Origin of the sequence: Caballeronia udeis, from assembly GCF_044909315.1 — a bacterium.
GTDB classification, from domain to species: Bacteria; Pseudomonadota; Gammaproteobacteria; order Burkholderiales; family Burkholderiaceae; genus Caballeronia; species Caballeronia udeis_A.
Genome location: NZ_JBIYEB010000035.1, coordinates 1 through 14,306 on the forward strand (window position 1 = coordinate 1; position 14,306 = coordinate 14,306).

13 protein-coding genes and 1 pseudogene are annotated in these 14,306 nt (G+C 62.4%); 8 read left to right on the forward strand and 6 right to left on the reverse strand.

Going from position 1 to position 14,306, the window contains the following annotated elements; genetic code table 11:
* A pseudogene (locus tag ABH944_RS37360) lies at nucleotides 1–105 on the reverse strand (electron transfer flavoprotein subunit beta/FixA family protein); the annotation flags it as partial.
* 194 nt (nucleotides 106–299) lie between these two features.
* On the opposite strand from ABH944_RS37360, the gene ABH944_RS37365 reads away from it, so the two are divergent.
* On the forward strand, nucleotides 300–1,187 hold the full coding sequence (locus ABH944_RS37365; protein ID WP_404612897.1) for a LysR family transcriptional regulator: 888 nt from the start codon (nucleotides 300–302) through the stop codon (nucleotides 1,185–1,187).
* A 15-nt stretch (nucleotides 1,188–1,202) separates the two neighbouring features.
* On the opposite strand, the gene ABH944_RS37370 is transcribed toward ABH944_RS37365, so the two are convergent.
* Nucleotides 1,203–2,105 (reverse strand): LysR family transcriptional regulator, encoded by a 903-nt coding sequence (locus ABH944_RS37370; RefSeq protein WP_404612899.1) that lies wholly within the window; start codon nucleotides 2,103–2,105, stop codon nucleotides 1,203–1,205.
* 158 nt (nucleotides 2,106–2,263) lie between these two features.
* Here ABH944_RS37370 and ABH944_RS37375 point away from each other — a divergent pair, with 158 nt between their 5' ends.
* From ABH944_RS37375 to ABH944_RS37400, 6 genes are all read left to right on the forward strand, one after another.
* Nucleotides 2,264–3,787 carry an ABC transporter substrate-binding protein gene (locus tag ABH944_RS37375; protein ID WP_404612901.1) on the forward strand — a complete coding sequence of 508 codons (1,524 nt, stop codon included), beginning with the start codon at nucleotides 2,264–2,266 and terminating at the stop codon, nucleotides 3,785–3,787.
* Between the two features lie 86 nt (nucleotides 3,788–3,873).
* Nucleotides 3,874–4,791 carry an ABC transporter permease gene (locus tag ABH944_RS37380; protein WP_404612903.1) on the forward strand — a complete coding sequence of 306 codons (918 nt, stop codon included), beginning with the start codon at nucleotides 3,874–3,876 and terminating at the stop codon, nucleotides 4,789–4,791.
* Between the two features lie 9 nt (nucleotides 4,792–4,800).
* Entirely contained in the window at nucleotides 4,801–5,709 is a 909-nt protein-coding gene (locus ABH944_RS37385) for an ABC transporter permease (RefSeq protein ID WP_404612905.1), read from the forward strand.
* 10 nt (nucleotides 5,710–5,719) lie between these two features.
* Nucleotides 5,720–6,709, forward strand: coding sequence for an ABC transporter ATP-binding protein (locus tag ABH944_RS37390; protein WP_404612907.1), 990 nt, complete (start codon nucleotides 5,720–5,722; stop codon nucleotides 6,707–6,709).
* Nucleotides 6,706–7,557, forward strand: a complete 852-nt coding sequence (locus tag ABH944_RS37395) for an ATP-binding cassette domain-containing protein (protein WP_404612910.1) — start codon at nucleotides 6,706–6,708, stop codon at nucleotides 7,555–7,557. The genes ABH944_RS37390 and ABH944_RS37395 overlap by 4 nt, the downstream gene beginning before the upstream one ends.
* A gap of 47 nt (nucleotides 7,558–7,604) precedes the next feature.
* Nucleotides 7,605–9,011, forward strand: coding sequence for a M20 family metallopeptidase (locus tag ABH944_RS37400; RefSeq protein ID WP_404612912.1), 1,407 nt, complete (start codon nucleotides 7,605–7,607; stop codon nucleotides 9,009–9,011).
* Between the two features lie 19 nt (nucleotides 9,012–9,030).
* On the opposite strand, the gene ABH944_RS37405 is transcribed toward ABH944_RS37400, so the two are convergent.
* The 4 genes from ABH944_RS37405 to ABH944_RS37420 are packed head-to-tail and all read right to left on the reverse strand — an operon-like array spanning nucleotide 9,031 to nucleotide 13,525.
* Nucleotides 9,031–10,263, reverse strand: a complete 1,233-nt coding sequence (locus ABH944_RS37405) for an NAD(P)/FAD-dependent oxidoreductase (protein ID WP_404612914.1) — start codon at nucleotides 10,261–10,263, stop codon at nucleotides 9,031–9,033.
* Between the two features lie 29 nt (nucleotides 10,264–10,292).
* A complete protein-coding gene (locus ABH944_RS37410) occupies nucleotides 10,293–10,646 on the reverse strand; it encodes a RidA family protein (RefSeq protein ID WP_404612916.1) in 354 nt (117 codons plus the stop codon).
* Between the two features lie 3 nt (nucleotides 10,647–10,649).
* A complete protein-coding gene (locus tag ABH944_RS37415) occupies nucleotides 10,650–12,176 on the reverse strand; it encodes an amidase (RefSeq protein ID WP_404612918.1) in 1,527 nt (508 codons plus the stop codon).
* Nucleotides 12,177–12,220: 44 nt separating this feature from the next.
* Nucleotides 12,221–13,525, reverse strand: a complete 1,305-nt coding sequence (locus ABH944_RS37420; protein WP_404612920.1) for an MFS transporter — start codon at nucleotides 13,523–13,525, stop codon at nucleotides 12,221–12,223.
* Nucleotides 13,526–13,633: 108 nt separating this feature from the next.
* Here ABH944_RS37420 and ABH944_RS37425 point away from each other — a divergent pair, with 108 nt between their 5' ends.
* On the forward strand, nucleotides 13,634–14,290 hold the full coding sequence (locus ABH944_RS37425; protein ID WP_404612922.1) for a helix-turn-helix domain-containing protein: 657 nt from the start codon (nucleotides 13,634–13,636) through the stop codon (nucleotides 14,288–14,290).
* The last annotated feature ends 16 nt before the right edge of the window (nucleotides 14,291–14,306 follow it).

Sequence of the window (14,306 nt, forward strand, 5' to 3'; positions counted from 1 at the left end):
CATCGACATCTTCACGTTCGCGATGTCCACTGCGCTGCCATCCGGCTTTACCCGGACTTTCACGTTGTAGTCGACCACGCGTTTGACTGGCACCATAATCTTCAACTTCGTCTCCCCTGCAGCGTTTCAAGACTTCAACTCTGACAGAGCGCGCGCCACGGTGGAATTCAGCATTGTTGAAGATGCGCTTCACGGTCCGTTAAGATTGCAGTCTCGCGTCGTTTTTGCATTTTCGCCGCCGCTATCCGTCACGGCCACCCGCGCCGACCCACACCGACCCACGCCCACCTGCCACCGACATGCATTTCGATTTCGTCGATCTGACGCTCATTGTCAATCTGGCCGACACCAGGAACCTCGCAAGAGCCGCCGAGCGCTGCCATATCTCCCCGCCCGCCGCGAGCAACCGTATCAAGAACCTTGAAGAGCAACTGGGTTTCAAGCTGCTGTACCGCACCAGCCAGGGCATGACGCTGACACCGGCGGGCGAGGCGTTCGTGCATCATGCGCGCCTCGTGCAGGAGCGCGTGGAGCATCTTGCGGGCGACATGCAGGAGTATGGCGAGGGCATCAAGGGGCATGTGCGGATCTGGGCCAATACCACCGCGATCAGTGAATTCCTGCCTTCGGTGCTGAGCGCTTTCCTGCGCGATCACCCGGATATCAATATCGACTTGCGCGAAGTACTGAGCGGCGAGATCGTCAAGGGTGTGGCGGAGAGCGCGACGGACATAGGCATTGTGGCGGGCAATGTGCACGCCGAGCACCTGGAGATGTTGCCGTATCGCGATGACCGGCTCGTCCTGGTGACGTCGCAGGATCATCCGCTGGCGGCGGAGCAATCGGTCGACTTTGCCCGTACGCTGAACGATAACTTCGTCGGACTGCCAACGACCAGCGCGATCCATGCGTTTATTGTCACCGCCGCCGATGCACTGGGCGCGCGTCTGAAACTGCGCATTCAGGTAGGTAACTTTGAAGCGGCATGCCGGATGATCGAGCAGGGTGTCGGCATCGGCATTGTTCCGGAGTCGGTCGCGAAACGCCACGGCAAGGCATTGAATATCCGCATGATCCGCCTCAACGATCCCTGGGCCGAACGTAAGCTCAAGATCTGCGTACGCAGCATGAAGGACCTGCCGCCGCTCGCACGGGCGTTGGTGGACCGGCTGACGAGTACTGCATAAGAGACCTCTTGAGCGCTACTCAAGCCGTGCGCACAAGAATTCCAGGAACAGCCGCACGACCATGGGCAACGTGCGCCCGACCAGCGTCTGAACTTCCATATGCCGCGCGTCCATGCCCCGGTCGCGGATCGGGATCATCACCAGCTCACCCCGTGCCGCACGGTAGCGAACCGTGACTTCGGCGGCGATCGAAATGGTGTCGGACATGATCGAGAAATTATGCAGGGCCTCGACATAGTTGCTCACCACGGCGGGTTCGAGCGTCAGCCGCTGCTGACCCACGACAATATCGAAGAGTTGCCGGATGGTCGTGCCGATGTCGGGCAGGGCGAGCGGATATTCACTCATTTGCGACACCGATAGGGTCTCGAAGCGCGCGAGCGGATGGCCGCAGCGCATCACGGCCATCATCGGCGCGGGTTTCCTGGACTCGACCTTGATTTCCCCGTGGGTGGTCCGGCTGAAGGTCAGGCCTATGTCCGTCTCGCCTTCGCGCACTCGCCGCGTGACCTCCGCCGGCGAGCTGACCAGCAACTGGAACACGATGCCCGGATATTTTTCGCGAAAGTCCGCAATGGCCTGCGGCAGGAATTCGATCGCAAACCCTTCAGACGCGGCGACTCGCACCTGACCGCGGCGCAGTCCATGCAACGCGTCGATGTCCTGCACCAGCCGGTCCGCTTCAAGCGCGGTCCTGAACGCGAACGCCGCGAGCATTTCGCCCGCTGCGCTCGCGACCATTCCGCGCGGCCGCCGTTCGAACAACGGTGTTCCGAGCGCTTCCTCCAGACCCGCGATCTGGCGGCTGATCGCCGAGCTGGCGACGTTCAGGCGGGTGGACGCCTCACTGATTGAACCGGTACGCACGACCTCGAGAAAATAGCGTAACGCGGTCTCCTGCAAATGGTGATGTTTCATTCTGGTCCGTTCGAGCGCATCTGCGATGCCGATTCGGCAACGGGCGATTATTGTTTCGATGATAGTCGCGACAAAATTCAGCGTTTAGTCTTGATTCCGAAAACTCGTCGAATGTGGGCTGAGCATCCCGGCAAAGCCCTTCCACTGGAGTCAGTACGATGAATGTTGCCGGTCGATTGAAGGTGGCGTTGCTTGCCGCTTTGCTGCTTCTTTCCAGCCACGCCTTCGCTGGAAAGTCCAACGACACGCTGGTTTATGCCTCGGACAGCGAACCGGAAAACATCTCGCCGTATCACAACAACCTGCGCGAAGGCGTGATCGTGGCGCACATGGTGTGGGACACGCTGGTCTACCGCGACCCGGCGACGGGGCAATACAAACCGGAATTGGCGACAGCCTGGAAGTGGGAGTCACCGACCTCGCTGCTGGTCGACCTGCGCCACGACGTCACGTTCCAGAACGGCGACAAGTTCAGCGCCGACGACGTGGTCTTCACGTTCAATTATGTGGTGTCGCCCGACTCGAAAGTGGTCACGCGGCAAAACGTCGACTGGATCAAAGGCGCGGAGAAAGTCAGCGACTATCAGGTCCGCATCCTGTTGAAAGCGCCGTTTCCGGCTGCGCTGGAATACCTGTCCGGCCCCACGCCGATCTATCCCGCCGCGTACTTCAAGAAGGTCGGGCTCGAAGGTTTCAGCAAGGCGCCGATCGGCACGGGCCCCTACAAGATCACGGCTGTCACACCGGGCGTTGGTGTGACCATGGTCAAGAACACCAGCTATTTCAAGGGCAGTCCGCTCGGCACGCCGAAAATTGGCACGGTCAGGTTCCTGGTGATCCCCGATCCGGAAACGCGCTCGGCGCAACTGATGACCGGTGCGGTCGACTGGATCTGGCGTGTTCCCGCCGACCAGGCCGACTCGCTCAAGGCGATGCCGAACCTGAGCGTGATCGGCGGTGAAACCATGCGGGTTGGTTACGTGTCAATGGACGCTATCGGTAGCTCAGCGCCCAATTCACCGTTCAAGGACGTGCGTGTGCGCCAGGCCGTGAACTACGCGATCAACCGCGGCGCGCTTACAAAAGACCTCGTGCGCGGCGGCAGCCAGCCGGTCTACGCGACCTGTTTCCGGACCCAGTTCGGCTGCGACATCTCGGGCGTCATCAAGTACGACTACAACCCGGCGAAGGCTATCGAGCTTCTGAAAGCAGCGGGTTATCCGAACGGTTTCGATACCGACATCTATGCGTATCGCGAGCGTGAATATGCGGAAGCGATTATCGGTGACCTGCGCAAGGTCGGTATCAACGCGCGCTTGCATTACCTGCAATACGCGGCGTTGCGCACGGCCCAGCGCTCGGGCAAGACGCCGATGACCTTCCAGGCCTGGGGTTCGTTCTCGGTCAACGATGCGTCGGCGTTCGTCAGCGTGTATTTCAAGGGTGGTCCCGACGACAGCGCCAAGGATCCGGCCGTGATCAAGGTACTCGATGCCGCCGATTCATCGAATGACCCGGGGGTGCGCAAGACGGATTACGCGCAGGCGCTCAAGCGGATCAGCGAACAGGCCTACTGGGCGCCGCTCTTTTCATACTCGACCAACTACGCGTTCACGAGCGACCTGAATTTCAAGGCGTACCCAGACGAACTGCCGCGTTTCTACGAAGCCAGCTGGAAGTAGCACGCTGCAACTCTGGCCCTTGCAGGCCGCTTTGCCGATGGCGTTCGACGCCATCTTCGCGCGCCTTCATCTATGAGGAAGCTCTCATGCTCGCCTATATTCTTCGCCGTCTCGGGCTGGCGATCGCGGTTGCACTGACCGTGTCGATCGTCAGTTTCGCGCTGCTGCATGTCTCGGGCGATCTCGCGACCTCGATCGCCGGGCCGGAAGCCTCCGCCGCCCAGGTTGAAGCATTGCGGGTGCAATACGGACTCGACCGACCGGTGACCTCGCAATATATCGACTGGCTGTGGCACGCGGCTCACCTCGACTTCGGGCGCTCGTTCTTCTTCCAGTCGTCGGTCATGGACCTGATTGCCGAGCGTCTGCCGATCACGCTGAAGCTTGGGGGCATTGCGCTGGCTATCGCGGTGTTCGTGGCGATTCCGCTTGGCGTGCTTGCCGCACTGTATCGCGATTCGTGGGTCGACCGGTTCGCGTTGCTGATCGCTGTGATCGGGCAGGCCATGCCGAGTTTCTGGTTCGGCCTCACGCTGATCCTGGTGTTCTCGGTCGGACTGAAATGGCTGCCCGTCGCGGGGAATTCGAGCTGGCAGAACTTCGTACTGCCAGCTATCGCGCTGGGTTACTACGCCACGCCCGCGATGATGCGGCTCACGCGCGCCGGCATGCTCGACGTGCTTGGCGCCGACTACATCCGCACGGCGCGCGCCAAGGGCCTGAGTCCCGCTCGTGTGGTTTTCAAGCACGCGTTGCGCAATGCGTTGATCCCGGTTGTTGCGCTGGCTGCGGTCGAACTGGGTTTCATGCTGGGCGGCTCGGTGGTGATCGAATCCGTGTTCTCGCTGCAAGGGCTCGGCCAGCTCGCTTGGGACGCCATCGCCCGCAACGATTTTCCGGTCGTGCAAGCGGTCGTGCTGATCATCGCGATGTTTTATATCGCGCTGACCTTCGTGGCCGATGTCGCCAACGCCGCGCTCGATCCGCGCATGCGTACCCGCTAGGAGAGCACCATGACGTCCGATGCCCGCATCCTGCCCGTGCTGCGCGTTGATGCAGCAGCCGTGCCGCCATGGCGGCGAATCCTGCGCCGCATGCTCGGCCAGCATGGCCTGACACTCGGCGCGGTCCTGCTTGGCCTGATCGTGCTGGCGGCACTATTTGCGCCGCTGCTTGCGCCTCACGACCCCTATGGGCAAGACCTCTCACGCCGTCTGGTGCCGCCTGTATGGAGCGCACGCGGCAGTTGGCAATACGTGCTGGGTACCGACAAGCTCGGGCGCGACTATCTCAGCCGGTTGCTCTACGGGGCGCGGGTGTCGTTGCTGATCGGCGTGGCGGCAGCGACCCTGTCCGGGTTGATCGGCACGACCCTTGGCGTGCTGGCCGGGTATTTCGGCGGCCGGGTCGACGCGCTCATCAGCTACGTCATCACCACCCGCCTCGCGATGCCGGTCGTGCTCGTGGCGCTGGCCATGTCGTCGCTGATCGGCGGCTCGCTCAAGACTGTGATCCTGCTGCTCGGCCTGCTGTTGTGGGACCGCTTCGCGGTTGTGTCGCGTTCGGTCACGCAGCAGTTGCGCGACGCGGAATTCATCGCGGCAGCCAAGGCAGTCGGTGCGTCGACCCCATACATCCTGCTGCGCGAATTGCTGCCGAATATTGCAAGCGCGTTGATCGTGGTTTTGACGCTCGAGATGGCACATGCGATCCTGCTCGAAGCCACGTTGTCCTTCCTCGGACTTGGTGTGCCGCCGCCCATGCCGTCCTGGGGGCTGATGATCTCCGAGGGCAAGGCGTACATGTTCTTCCAGCCCTGGGTCATCGTGATCCCGGGTGTAGCCCTCGCGGTGCTGGTGCTTGCGATCAACCTGGTCGGCGATGGCCTGCGCGACCTCAACGCGCCCGATGGCCGGAACTAGGAAGCAAACCATGAGCGTACTACTCGAAGTCGAAAACTTGCAGGTTGAATTGCCGACGCAAAACGGTCCGTTGCACGCCGTGCGCGGCATCGACTTCCACGTCGAGCGCGGCGAGATGCTGTGCCTGGTAGGCGAATCCGGCTGCGGCAAGTCGATGACATCGCTGGCGCTGATGGGCTTGCTGCCGCGCCGGGCGAAGCGGCAGGCACAGCGCCTGAGGTTTGACGGCGTGGACCTTCAGGCGCTGGACGACCGCGGCATGGCGAAGCTGCGGGGAAACCGCATGGCGATGATTTTCCAGGAGCCGATGACCTCGCTGAATCCGTCCTACACGCTGGGAAATCAGTTGTGCGAAGCGTTGCGCCAGCATCGAAAGGTGTCGGCGGCGCAGGCTCGCGAGCGGGCTGTGTATCTGCTCGAGCGGACGGGGATCACGAATGCGGCCGAGCGCCTCGGACAGTATCCGCATCAACTGTCGGGAGGTTTGCGGCAGCGCGTGATGATTGCCATGGCGCTGATGTGCGAGCCGGACCTGATCATTGCCGATGAACCGACCACCGCGCTCGACGTGACGATCCAGGCGCAGATTCTTCGCATGCTGCGCGACTTGCAGCGCGAGTTCGGAACCGCGGTGCTGTTCATCACGCATGACCTGGGTGTGGTCGCCCGCATTGCAGACCGGGTCGCGGTCATGTACGCGGGGCAGGTAGTGGAAACGGCGCCGGTTGGCGTGTTGTTCGGGCGGCCGAGCCATCCCTATACGCGCGGTTTGCTGAACAGCATTCCGGTGCGCGGGCGCACGCGACCCGGCACGCATCTCGCGGCCATTCCCGGTGTCGTGCCTTCATTGATCGGTGACATAACGGGCTGCGCGTTTCGTAACCGCTGCGAACGGGCTCACGATGCCTGCGCGCAGAAACCGCCGCTCGTGGCGGTGGAAGGCGGCCACTGCGCGCGTTGCGTGCTGGCCGAAACACTGCTCGAGGAGCCCGTCCGATGACACCCGCGATAGCTTCTTCGTCAGCCGCCGTACCGGGCCAGGATATTGCGCTGGAACTCTGCGCACTCAGCCGCACGTTTTCGATCGGAGGCGGATTGTTTCGTACCGCCCGCCAGTTTCAGGCCGTCAATGATGTCTCGTTGCGGCTTTACCGAGGCGAGACCCTTGGGCTCGTCGGGGAGTCGGGTTGCGGTAAAAGCACGCTCGCGAAGATGCTGCTCGGCCTGCTTGCGCCGAGTTCGGGCAGCGTGTTGATTGACGGCAAGCAGATCGATCCGCGTGCGTCGCTCGAGATGGCGAAGCGTATCCAGCCAATCTTTCAGGATCCCTATTCATCGCTGAATCCGCGCAAGACGGTGGCGCAGATTGTCGGCTTGCCGCTGATGCTGCATAAGCGCGGGAGCCGGGCTGAATGCAACGCCGAAGTCAAACGCATGCTCGATCTCGTCGGCATGCCAGAACGTACCCACCAGCAGTATCCGAACCAGTTGTCGGGCGGGCAGCGCCAGCGGGTGGCGATTGCGCGCGCGCTGGTCCTGCGCCCCGGGATCCTGGTCTGCGACGAGCCAACATCAGCCCTCGATGTCTCCGTGCAAGCCCAGATTCTCAACTTGCTGATCGATCTGAAGGCCGAGTTCGGCCTCAGCTATTTGTTCATCAGCCATGACCTGGGCGTGGTCGAGCATCTGGCCAATCGCGTTGCGGTGATGTATCGCGGCAGCATTGTCGAGGAGAAGAGTCGCGAGGCGATTTTTTCGAATCCCGAACATCCGTACACGCAAATGCTGCTGTCCTCGGTGCTGACGCCCGAGCCCGGTCTCGGCCTGCCCGAACTGGCGCCGTTCTGACGTTACCTGATCCCAGATCCTTGATCCCCAACCGGAGATACGACCCGATGAGTCGCACCCAAGCCATCGACCTGGCTACTTCCTATTTCGACGATGGTCATTTCATGCAGGTGCTGGCCCGGCGCGTCGCGCAACGCACCGAGAGCCAGTCGGCTGCGAGCCTGCCGGCGTTATACGCGTACCTGACTGACACGATCGTGCCTGAGCTTGAAGCGCTCGGCTTCACCTGGCAGATCATCGACAACCCGTTGCCGGGCAAGAGTCCGTTCCTGATCGCCGAGCGCATTGAAGATCCTGCCGCGCTCACCGTGCTGACCTATGGTCATGGCGACGTCGTTCTGGGCTATGAGGAACAATGGCGCAGCGGCTGCGAGCCGTGGAAGATCGTGGTCGAAGGCGACCGCTGGTACGGCCGCGGCACCGCGGACAACAAAGGTCAGCACACGATCAACCTCGCGGCGCTTGCACAAGTGATCGAAGTGCGCGGGGGCCAGCTTGGTTTCAACGTCAAGGTGATCCTGGAGATGGGCGAGGAAACCGGCTCGCCGGGGCTCGACGCCGTCTGTGCGCAATATCGCGACGCGCTGAAGGCCGATGTATTCATTGCGTCCGATGGCCCGCGCGTGTCGGCATCGCGACCGACGCTGTTCCTCGGTTCACGCGGCAATCTCAACTTCACGATGAAACTCCAGTTACGCGACGGCGCCCATCACTCGGGCAACTGGGGGGGCCTGTTGCGCAGTCCGGGCATTCGCCTCGCCAACGCGATTGCTTCAATGGTCGATGAGCGCGGCCGGATTCGCGTGAAGGGCCTGTTGCCTGAGACCTTGCCGCCAGCGGTGCGTGATGCGCTGACATCGATCGAAGTGGGCGGTGGCCCGAACGATCCTGAAGTCGATCCGCAATGGGGCGAGCCGGGTCTCACGCCGGTCGAGCGTCTGTTCGGCTGGAACGCGCTTGAAGTGCTGGCGTTCAAGACGGGCAATCCGGAGGCGCCGGTGAATGCGATTCCCGGTTACGCGTTCGCATGCTGCCAGTTGCGTTATGTGGTCGGCAGTGACAGCGACAATTTCATGCGCCATGTGCGCGAGCATCTGGACGCGCTCGGCTACAGCGATATCGACGTCGCGGAGAGCGGCACGCGGATGCACGCGACCCGGCTTGATCCTGATGATCCGTGGGTGCGCTGGGGTATGGCGTCGATCGAAGCAACCGTGGGTGAGCCACCTGCGTTGCTGCCGAACCTTGGCGGTTCATTGCCGAACGACGTGTTCGCGCAAACGCTCGGCTTGCCGACGCTATGGGTGCCGCATTCGTACCCGGCTTGCTCGCAACACGCGCCGGACGAGCACCTGCTTGGCAGCGTCGCGCGGCAGGCATTGCAGATCATGGCCGGCCTTTTCTGGGATCTCGCCGAGCAGGGAGCGCAAATCCGCACGCGCCGGGCCGCCTGAGCGCGTTGAAGCGTTGCGTTCAGAATCGGTCGGCCCTGAAGGGTTGCAGATCGACGAGGGGTTTTTCGCCCGTCACCAACTCCGCTATGAGCCGCCCCGTAATCGCACCGAGCGTCAGCCCGTGATGCGCGTGTCCGAATGCGAACCACAGGTCGTCATGCTTCGGTGCGGCGCCAATGATCGGCATCATGTCGGGCGTGCAGGGACGGCGGCCCATCCAGGGTTCGTCGTCGAGGCGCTGTTCCAGCGGGAACAAACCGCGTGCGATCGGTTCAACCGCGTCCAGTTGCACCGGCGTCTTCGGTGCATCGCGAAACGCGAGTTCCGCGCCCGTGGTGAGGCGGATGCCGCGTGACATCGGCGCGATCAGGTAACCGTTTTCAACATCGAGTACCGGATGGTTCAGGCGCGCATCCGGCCTCGCCGCATAGTGCATGTGGTAACCGCGCTTGACCGCCAGCGGCAGGGTGTACCCGAGCCGCCTCGTGACATCGCCGGACCAGGGTCCCATCGCGATCACGGCCGAACGCGCGCTCAGCAAACCCGCTTGCGTGCTGACGGTCCAGTGGTCCCTGAGCGTAGTCGCATCGCCGATAAAAAACCGTCCACCCAGCTTGTCGAAATACTGCGCATAGGCCGTGACCAGCGCGTTCGGGTCGGTGACGGAATCGGCCGCGGTGTAGCGAAGCGCGCCTTTCAGCGAAGTGTCGAGATCAGGTTCGGTCTCGCGCAAACGCGCCGGGTCGAGGGCGTCGAAGCTCACGCCGAACTCGCGCTGCCAACGCTGCACGACGGCCATTTCCGAATCCTGCTTCGCGTTCGTCCTGAACACCTTGATCCAGCCGCTAGGCCGCAGCAACGCGCTTGCACCGGCTTCGGCCGCGAGCATCCGGTGCTCCGTCACGCAATGCTCGATCAGCGTGGCGTACCAGCGCGCGATCACGGCATGCCGCGACGGATGCGAGTTGCGCCAATACTGCCAGAGAAACGGCGCGAGCTTCAGCATGGCGTTGGGGTGGTAGCGGACGTCGAGCGCGGTGTTGCGGGAATACTTCAGCAGAGCGCTCAACGCGCGCGGAAACGCGTACGGATAAACCCCTTCGCGCTGGATCAGTCCCGCGTTGCCAAACGAAGTCTCGTTGCCCGGAGCCTTGCAGTCCACGAGCGCGACCGAGCGGCCGCGCTTTTGCAGATGCACCGCAATGGATACGCCTACTATGCCGCCGCCGAGCACGACGGTATCGAATTTCATGTGGGTTTCCTCAACAGGTCAGGCCGGGGTCAGGCAAGCGCTGTCACGGCGACTTCGACGTCGCAGCCGGGCTTCATCAGCAGTGCCTGGACGCAGGCGCGCGTGGGGGCATGGCCCTCGGGAATCCACGCGTCCCACACGGCATTGAATTCGGCGAAGTGCTTCGGGTCGCTCAGCCAGATGTTGGCCGTGATCAGGCGGGTCTTGTCGACGCCGGCGGACGCGAGCAACGTATCGATCCGTCCGAGGATGTTGCTCGCCTGTTCAGTGATCGACTCGTTGGCATGGTCCGGAACCTGGCCCGCAAGATGGACATAACCGTTCGCGATCACCACCTGGCTCATCCGCGCGTTGGTTTGAAGACGTTTGATTTCGTTTGTCATGGTCTAGACGGTCGATGTGCCGGTCGTGCTTTCACCGGTGGTATTGAAAACGGGCGGCGCAGTGACGATCGATTTCAGCGATACCGTCGGCTGCGTCAGCTTCGATAAATCGGGCCGCGGACGGCGCAGGACCGGCGAGTTTTCGAAGGCCTGCTCCAGCGCATGAGCCACTGCGAGCGTCTTGTGATCGCCATGAAACGGCCCGACGATCTGCAGCCCGAAGGGCATGCTCTCGTGATCAACGCCACAGGGTATCGAGATCGCCGGGTGCGTGGTCAGCGTGATCACGTAGGTTAGCGCCAGCCATCGATAGTAATTCTCCTGCGCCCGCCCGCCAACCTGCGCGGCATACAACTCCCGCCATGGGAACGGCGAAACCGGCGTAGTCGGCGAGAGGATCACCTCGTACTCCGCGAAGGCGGACTGGAAGCGCTTGAATATGCGCGTTTGTTCGGCTTGCGCCCAGGCGCTGTCGGCAAGCGTCATGCTTGCGCCCAGTTCGTAGTTCGCCCGCGTATTGGGGCCGAGCGTGTTCGGGTCGCGAGCATACGCGTCGCGCAGGCCCGCGACGAAACTCTCCGCGCGGATCACGTCGAAGCAGCGGTGGACATCGCCGAGATCGAAGCTCACTGGCTCACAGGTATGGACCATCGGCTTGAGCGCCGCCATACGTTCGCGAAAGATCCGGCGGATGTTTTCATCGACGTCGCAGCTGTCGAAATCTTCCGTCCAGCCAATGCGCAATGTGCTCAGGTCCAGTGCTTGCGGCGTGGCAAAACTTAAGCGGTCGGACTCGTAGCCAAGCGGATCAGTCGCGGAAATGCCGGCAGTCGCAGCGAGTTGCAGGCAGGCTTCGGCAACGGTCCTGCCCATGGGGCCGACAACGGATATGGGCGTCCAGCCCAGCAGCTTGCGTGAGTTCGGCACGAGTCCGGGCGACGGCCGGAAGCCGACCACGCCGCATTTCGATGCCGGTATGCGCAGCGATCCGCCTGTATCCGAGCCGGTGCAGACCGGCAGCATGTCGCAGGCCAGCGCGGCTGCCGCGCCACCCGATGAACCGCCTGCATTCAACTCGGGATTGAAGGGGTTGCCGGTCGCTCCCCAGACCGGGTTACGCGTGTTCGCACCCGCGCCGAGTTCCGGAACGTTGGTCTTCGCGACGAGGATCGCACCTGCTGCACGAAGGCGTTCGACAAGCAGGACATCGCGGGACGGGACGTTGCCGCGGGACATTGGCGAGCCGTAGGTGGTCAGAAGGCCTGCGGTATCTTCCAGGTCCTTCACGCCGAGCGGCAAGCCATGCAGCAAGCCGAGCGGTTCTCCGTTCAAGACCTGGCGCTCGGCGCTTTTAGCAGCAATGCGCGCTTCGGGGTAACACGTGGCCGTGACCGCATTCACCGCCGGGTTGATTGCCTCGATCCGTTCAATACAGGCATCGAGCAACTCGACCGGGGAGATCTCTTTTGAGCCGATCATGCGGCGCAGTTCAACGGCGGATCGGCTGATCAGTTCAGTGTTGTGACTCATGACGTTGAAGTCTCCTTAAACGTGTTCTACGTGTGAACGCGCGTTCATGCAAGCGATTCGCCGGTGCGGTCTTTCAGCCAGATTACCGGCACGAGCGAGATCGCGCAGGCCGCGGCGACGTACCATGCCGGCGCGAGCGGGTTGCCGGTTTTCGTCACCAGCCAGCTTGCGATGAACGGCGAGAAACCACCGAAAAACGATGCGCTCACCACATAGGTCAACGCAATGCCGGTCGCCCTGACATGCTTCGGAAACAGCTCCGGGATCATCACGAGGACCGGCACGATCTGGCCGGCGACGAACACCGCGAGCAAGCCCGACACAATGCATAGAGCAGTCATTGAAGGGTGGTTGCCGAGGAATGAAAACGCCGGATAGACGGCCAGCAACATGATGACACGAGAGATCACGAGTACGCGCTTGCGGGTGAAGCGGTCGGCGAGCTTGCCGGTCAGCGGCGCGGCCACGAACAGGACAAGCGAGCTGACGACGCCCGATGTCACCGCGGCGGTAGGCGAAAGATGCAACGCGCGAACCGCATGGCTCGGCAAGAAAAACGCCGTGATGTACACCGACACGGAGCCGCCGAGTTCGGCGAACGTGCCTAGAATGGTCAGCTTCAGGTGCGTGGTCAGTGCCGCTTTTAAAGCGCCTTGAGGTCGGGGCGCACCGGGTGCGCGGGTCGCGCGGGTTGTGCTATTCACCAGCGTTTCCTCCAGGCGCCGGCGTATCAGCATGCCGGCTGGCGCGGCGATGATCCCAAGCAGGAACGGCAGGCGCCAGCCCCATTCGAGGACGGCCTGCTTCGGCAACGCAACGTTCACGAGGGTGGCGACTAGCGCACCGAGCGCGAGACCCAGCGCAGTTGCCGCAAAGTTCCAGCTCGCGAAGAAAGCGCGGGTCTGGTCGGTTGCATATTCGACCAGCAGCGTCGTGCCCGGCCCGAACTCACCGCCTGCCGCAAAGCCCTGGAGCAGCCGCGCGGCCAGCACGATCAGCGGCGCCGCCATGCCCGCGACCGCGTAGGGCGGGGCGCAGGCGATCATCGCGCAGCTCAGCGCCATCATCATGATGGTCAGGACCATCGCCTTCTTGCGGCCCACGCGATCCGCATAGGCGCCAATCACGATCCCGCCCAGCGGACGCACGACGAAACCGACGCCGAACACGCCTATCGACAGCAGGAACTGGTTTACCGGCGACGCGCCCGGGAAGAAAAGCTGACCGATCTGGATCGCGAAAAAGCTGTAGATGGTGAAGTCGTAGAACTCGAGCGCCGTGCCGACCGTGGTCGCGGCAATGACGTGCGTCTTCGACAAACCGGCCTTGCCCAGTACAAGTGATGACACGATCAGCGTCCTTCAATTTGAGGGAATCGACGTGAGTTATCATATACGAGAAAAAATAAAATTCTCATATCCGACAAAGATCTTGACCCCAGGTGTAGAGGCAAAGCGATGGCGAAAGCGGTGGTTGCAACGGCAGAAAAGGTGAAACGCGATGCGCCGCCGGCCCTCGATCACAAGACCGTGGGCGCACGGATTCGTGAAGCGCGCAAGGCGAGGGGGCTGACGCTGATGGAGTTGTCCGGGCGATCGGGAATTGCCGTATCGACTATTTCGAAAGCCGAACGCGGGGACATTGCGCTGACCTACGACAAGTTCGCCGCGCTTGCGCATTCCCTGCAGCTTGAATTCGACGCAATTTTCGGACGCACGCGGCTGTCGGCCAGCACGGCCGCACGACCCATGAGACCTTCTTTCACGGCGTCGGGCGAGCAGGTGATCTACGACACGCCGAACTACGAGTACGGCATGCTCGCGAACGACCTGACCGGCAAACGCATGGTGCCAATGCGTGCACATATCCGTGCAAGGGATGTGTCGGACTTTCCCGAGTACATCCGGCATGCGGGCGAGGAATTCGTGTTCTTGCTTGGCGGGTCGCTGGAGTTGCGTTTCGAAGACGGCAAGGTGTTCAGGCTTGAACCCGGCGACAGTCTTTATTTCGATAGCGCCGTCGGCCACGTGTATGTGACCACCAGCGAGGACGACGCGGAAGTGCTCGTATGTTGTGTCGATGCCGACGCGAGCCGTCCGGTGGACGCGATCTAGTTTTCAACAGGTACTT

Excerpts from the sequence above, each read along its gene's own strand:
- ABH944_RS37375 (WP_404612901.1), top strand. The coding sequence starts at position 2,264 with ATGAATGTTGCCGGTCGATTGAAGGTGGCGTTGCTTGCCGCTTTGCTG.
- ABH944_RS37415 (WP_404612918.1), bottom strand. The coding sequence starts at position 12,176 with ATGAGTCACAACACTGAACTGATCAGCCGATCCGCCGTTGAACTGCGC.
- ABH944_RS37410 (WP_404612916.1), bottom strand. The coding sequence starts at position 10,646 with ATGACAAACGAAATCAAACGTCTTCAAACCAACGCGCGGATGAGCCAG.
- ABH944_RS37400 (WP_404612912.1), top strand. The coding sequence starts at position 7,605 with ATGAGTCGCACCCAAGCCATCGACCTGGCTACTTCCTATTTCGACGAT.
- ABH944_RS37385 (WP_404612905.1), top strand. The coding sequence starts at position 4,801 with ATGACGTCCGATGCCCGCATCCTGCCCGTGCTGCGCGTTGATGCAGCA.
- ABH944_RS37370 (WP_404612899.1), bottom strand. The coding sequence starts at position 2,105 with ATGAAACATCACCATTTGCAGGAGACCGCGTTACGCTATTTTCTCGAG.
- ABH944_RS37425 (WP_404612922.1), top strand. The coding sequence starts at position 13,634 with ATGGCGAAAGCGGTGGTTGCAACGGCAGAAAAGGTGAAACGCGATGCG.
- ABH944_RS37380 (WP_404612903.1), top strand. The coding sequence starts at position 3,874 with ATGCTCGCCTATATTCTTCGCCGTCTCGGGCTGGCGATCGCGGTTGCA.
- ABH944_RS37365 (WP_404612897.1), top strand. The coding sequence starts at position 300 with ATGCATTTCGATTTCGTCGATCTGACGCTCATTGTCAATCTGGCCGAC.
- ABH944_RS37390 (WP_404612907.1), top strand. The coding sequence starts at position 5,720 with ATGAGCGTACTACTCGAAGTCGAAAACTTGCAGGTTGAATTGCCGACG.
- ABH944_RS37395 (WP_404612910.1), top strand. The coding sequence starts at position 6,706 with ATGACACCCGCGATAGCTTCTTCGTCAGCCGCCGTACCGGGCCAGGAT.
- ABH944_RS37405 (WP_404612914.1), bottom strand. The coding sequence starts at position 10,263 with ATGAAATTCGATACCGTCGTGCTCGGCGGCGGCATAGTAGGCGTATCC.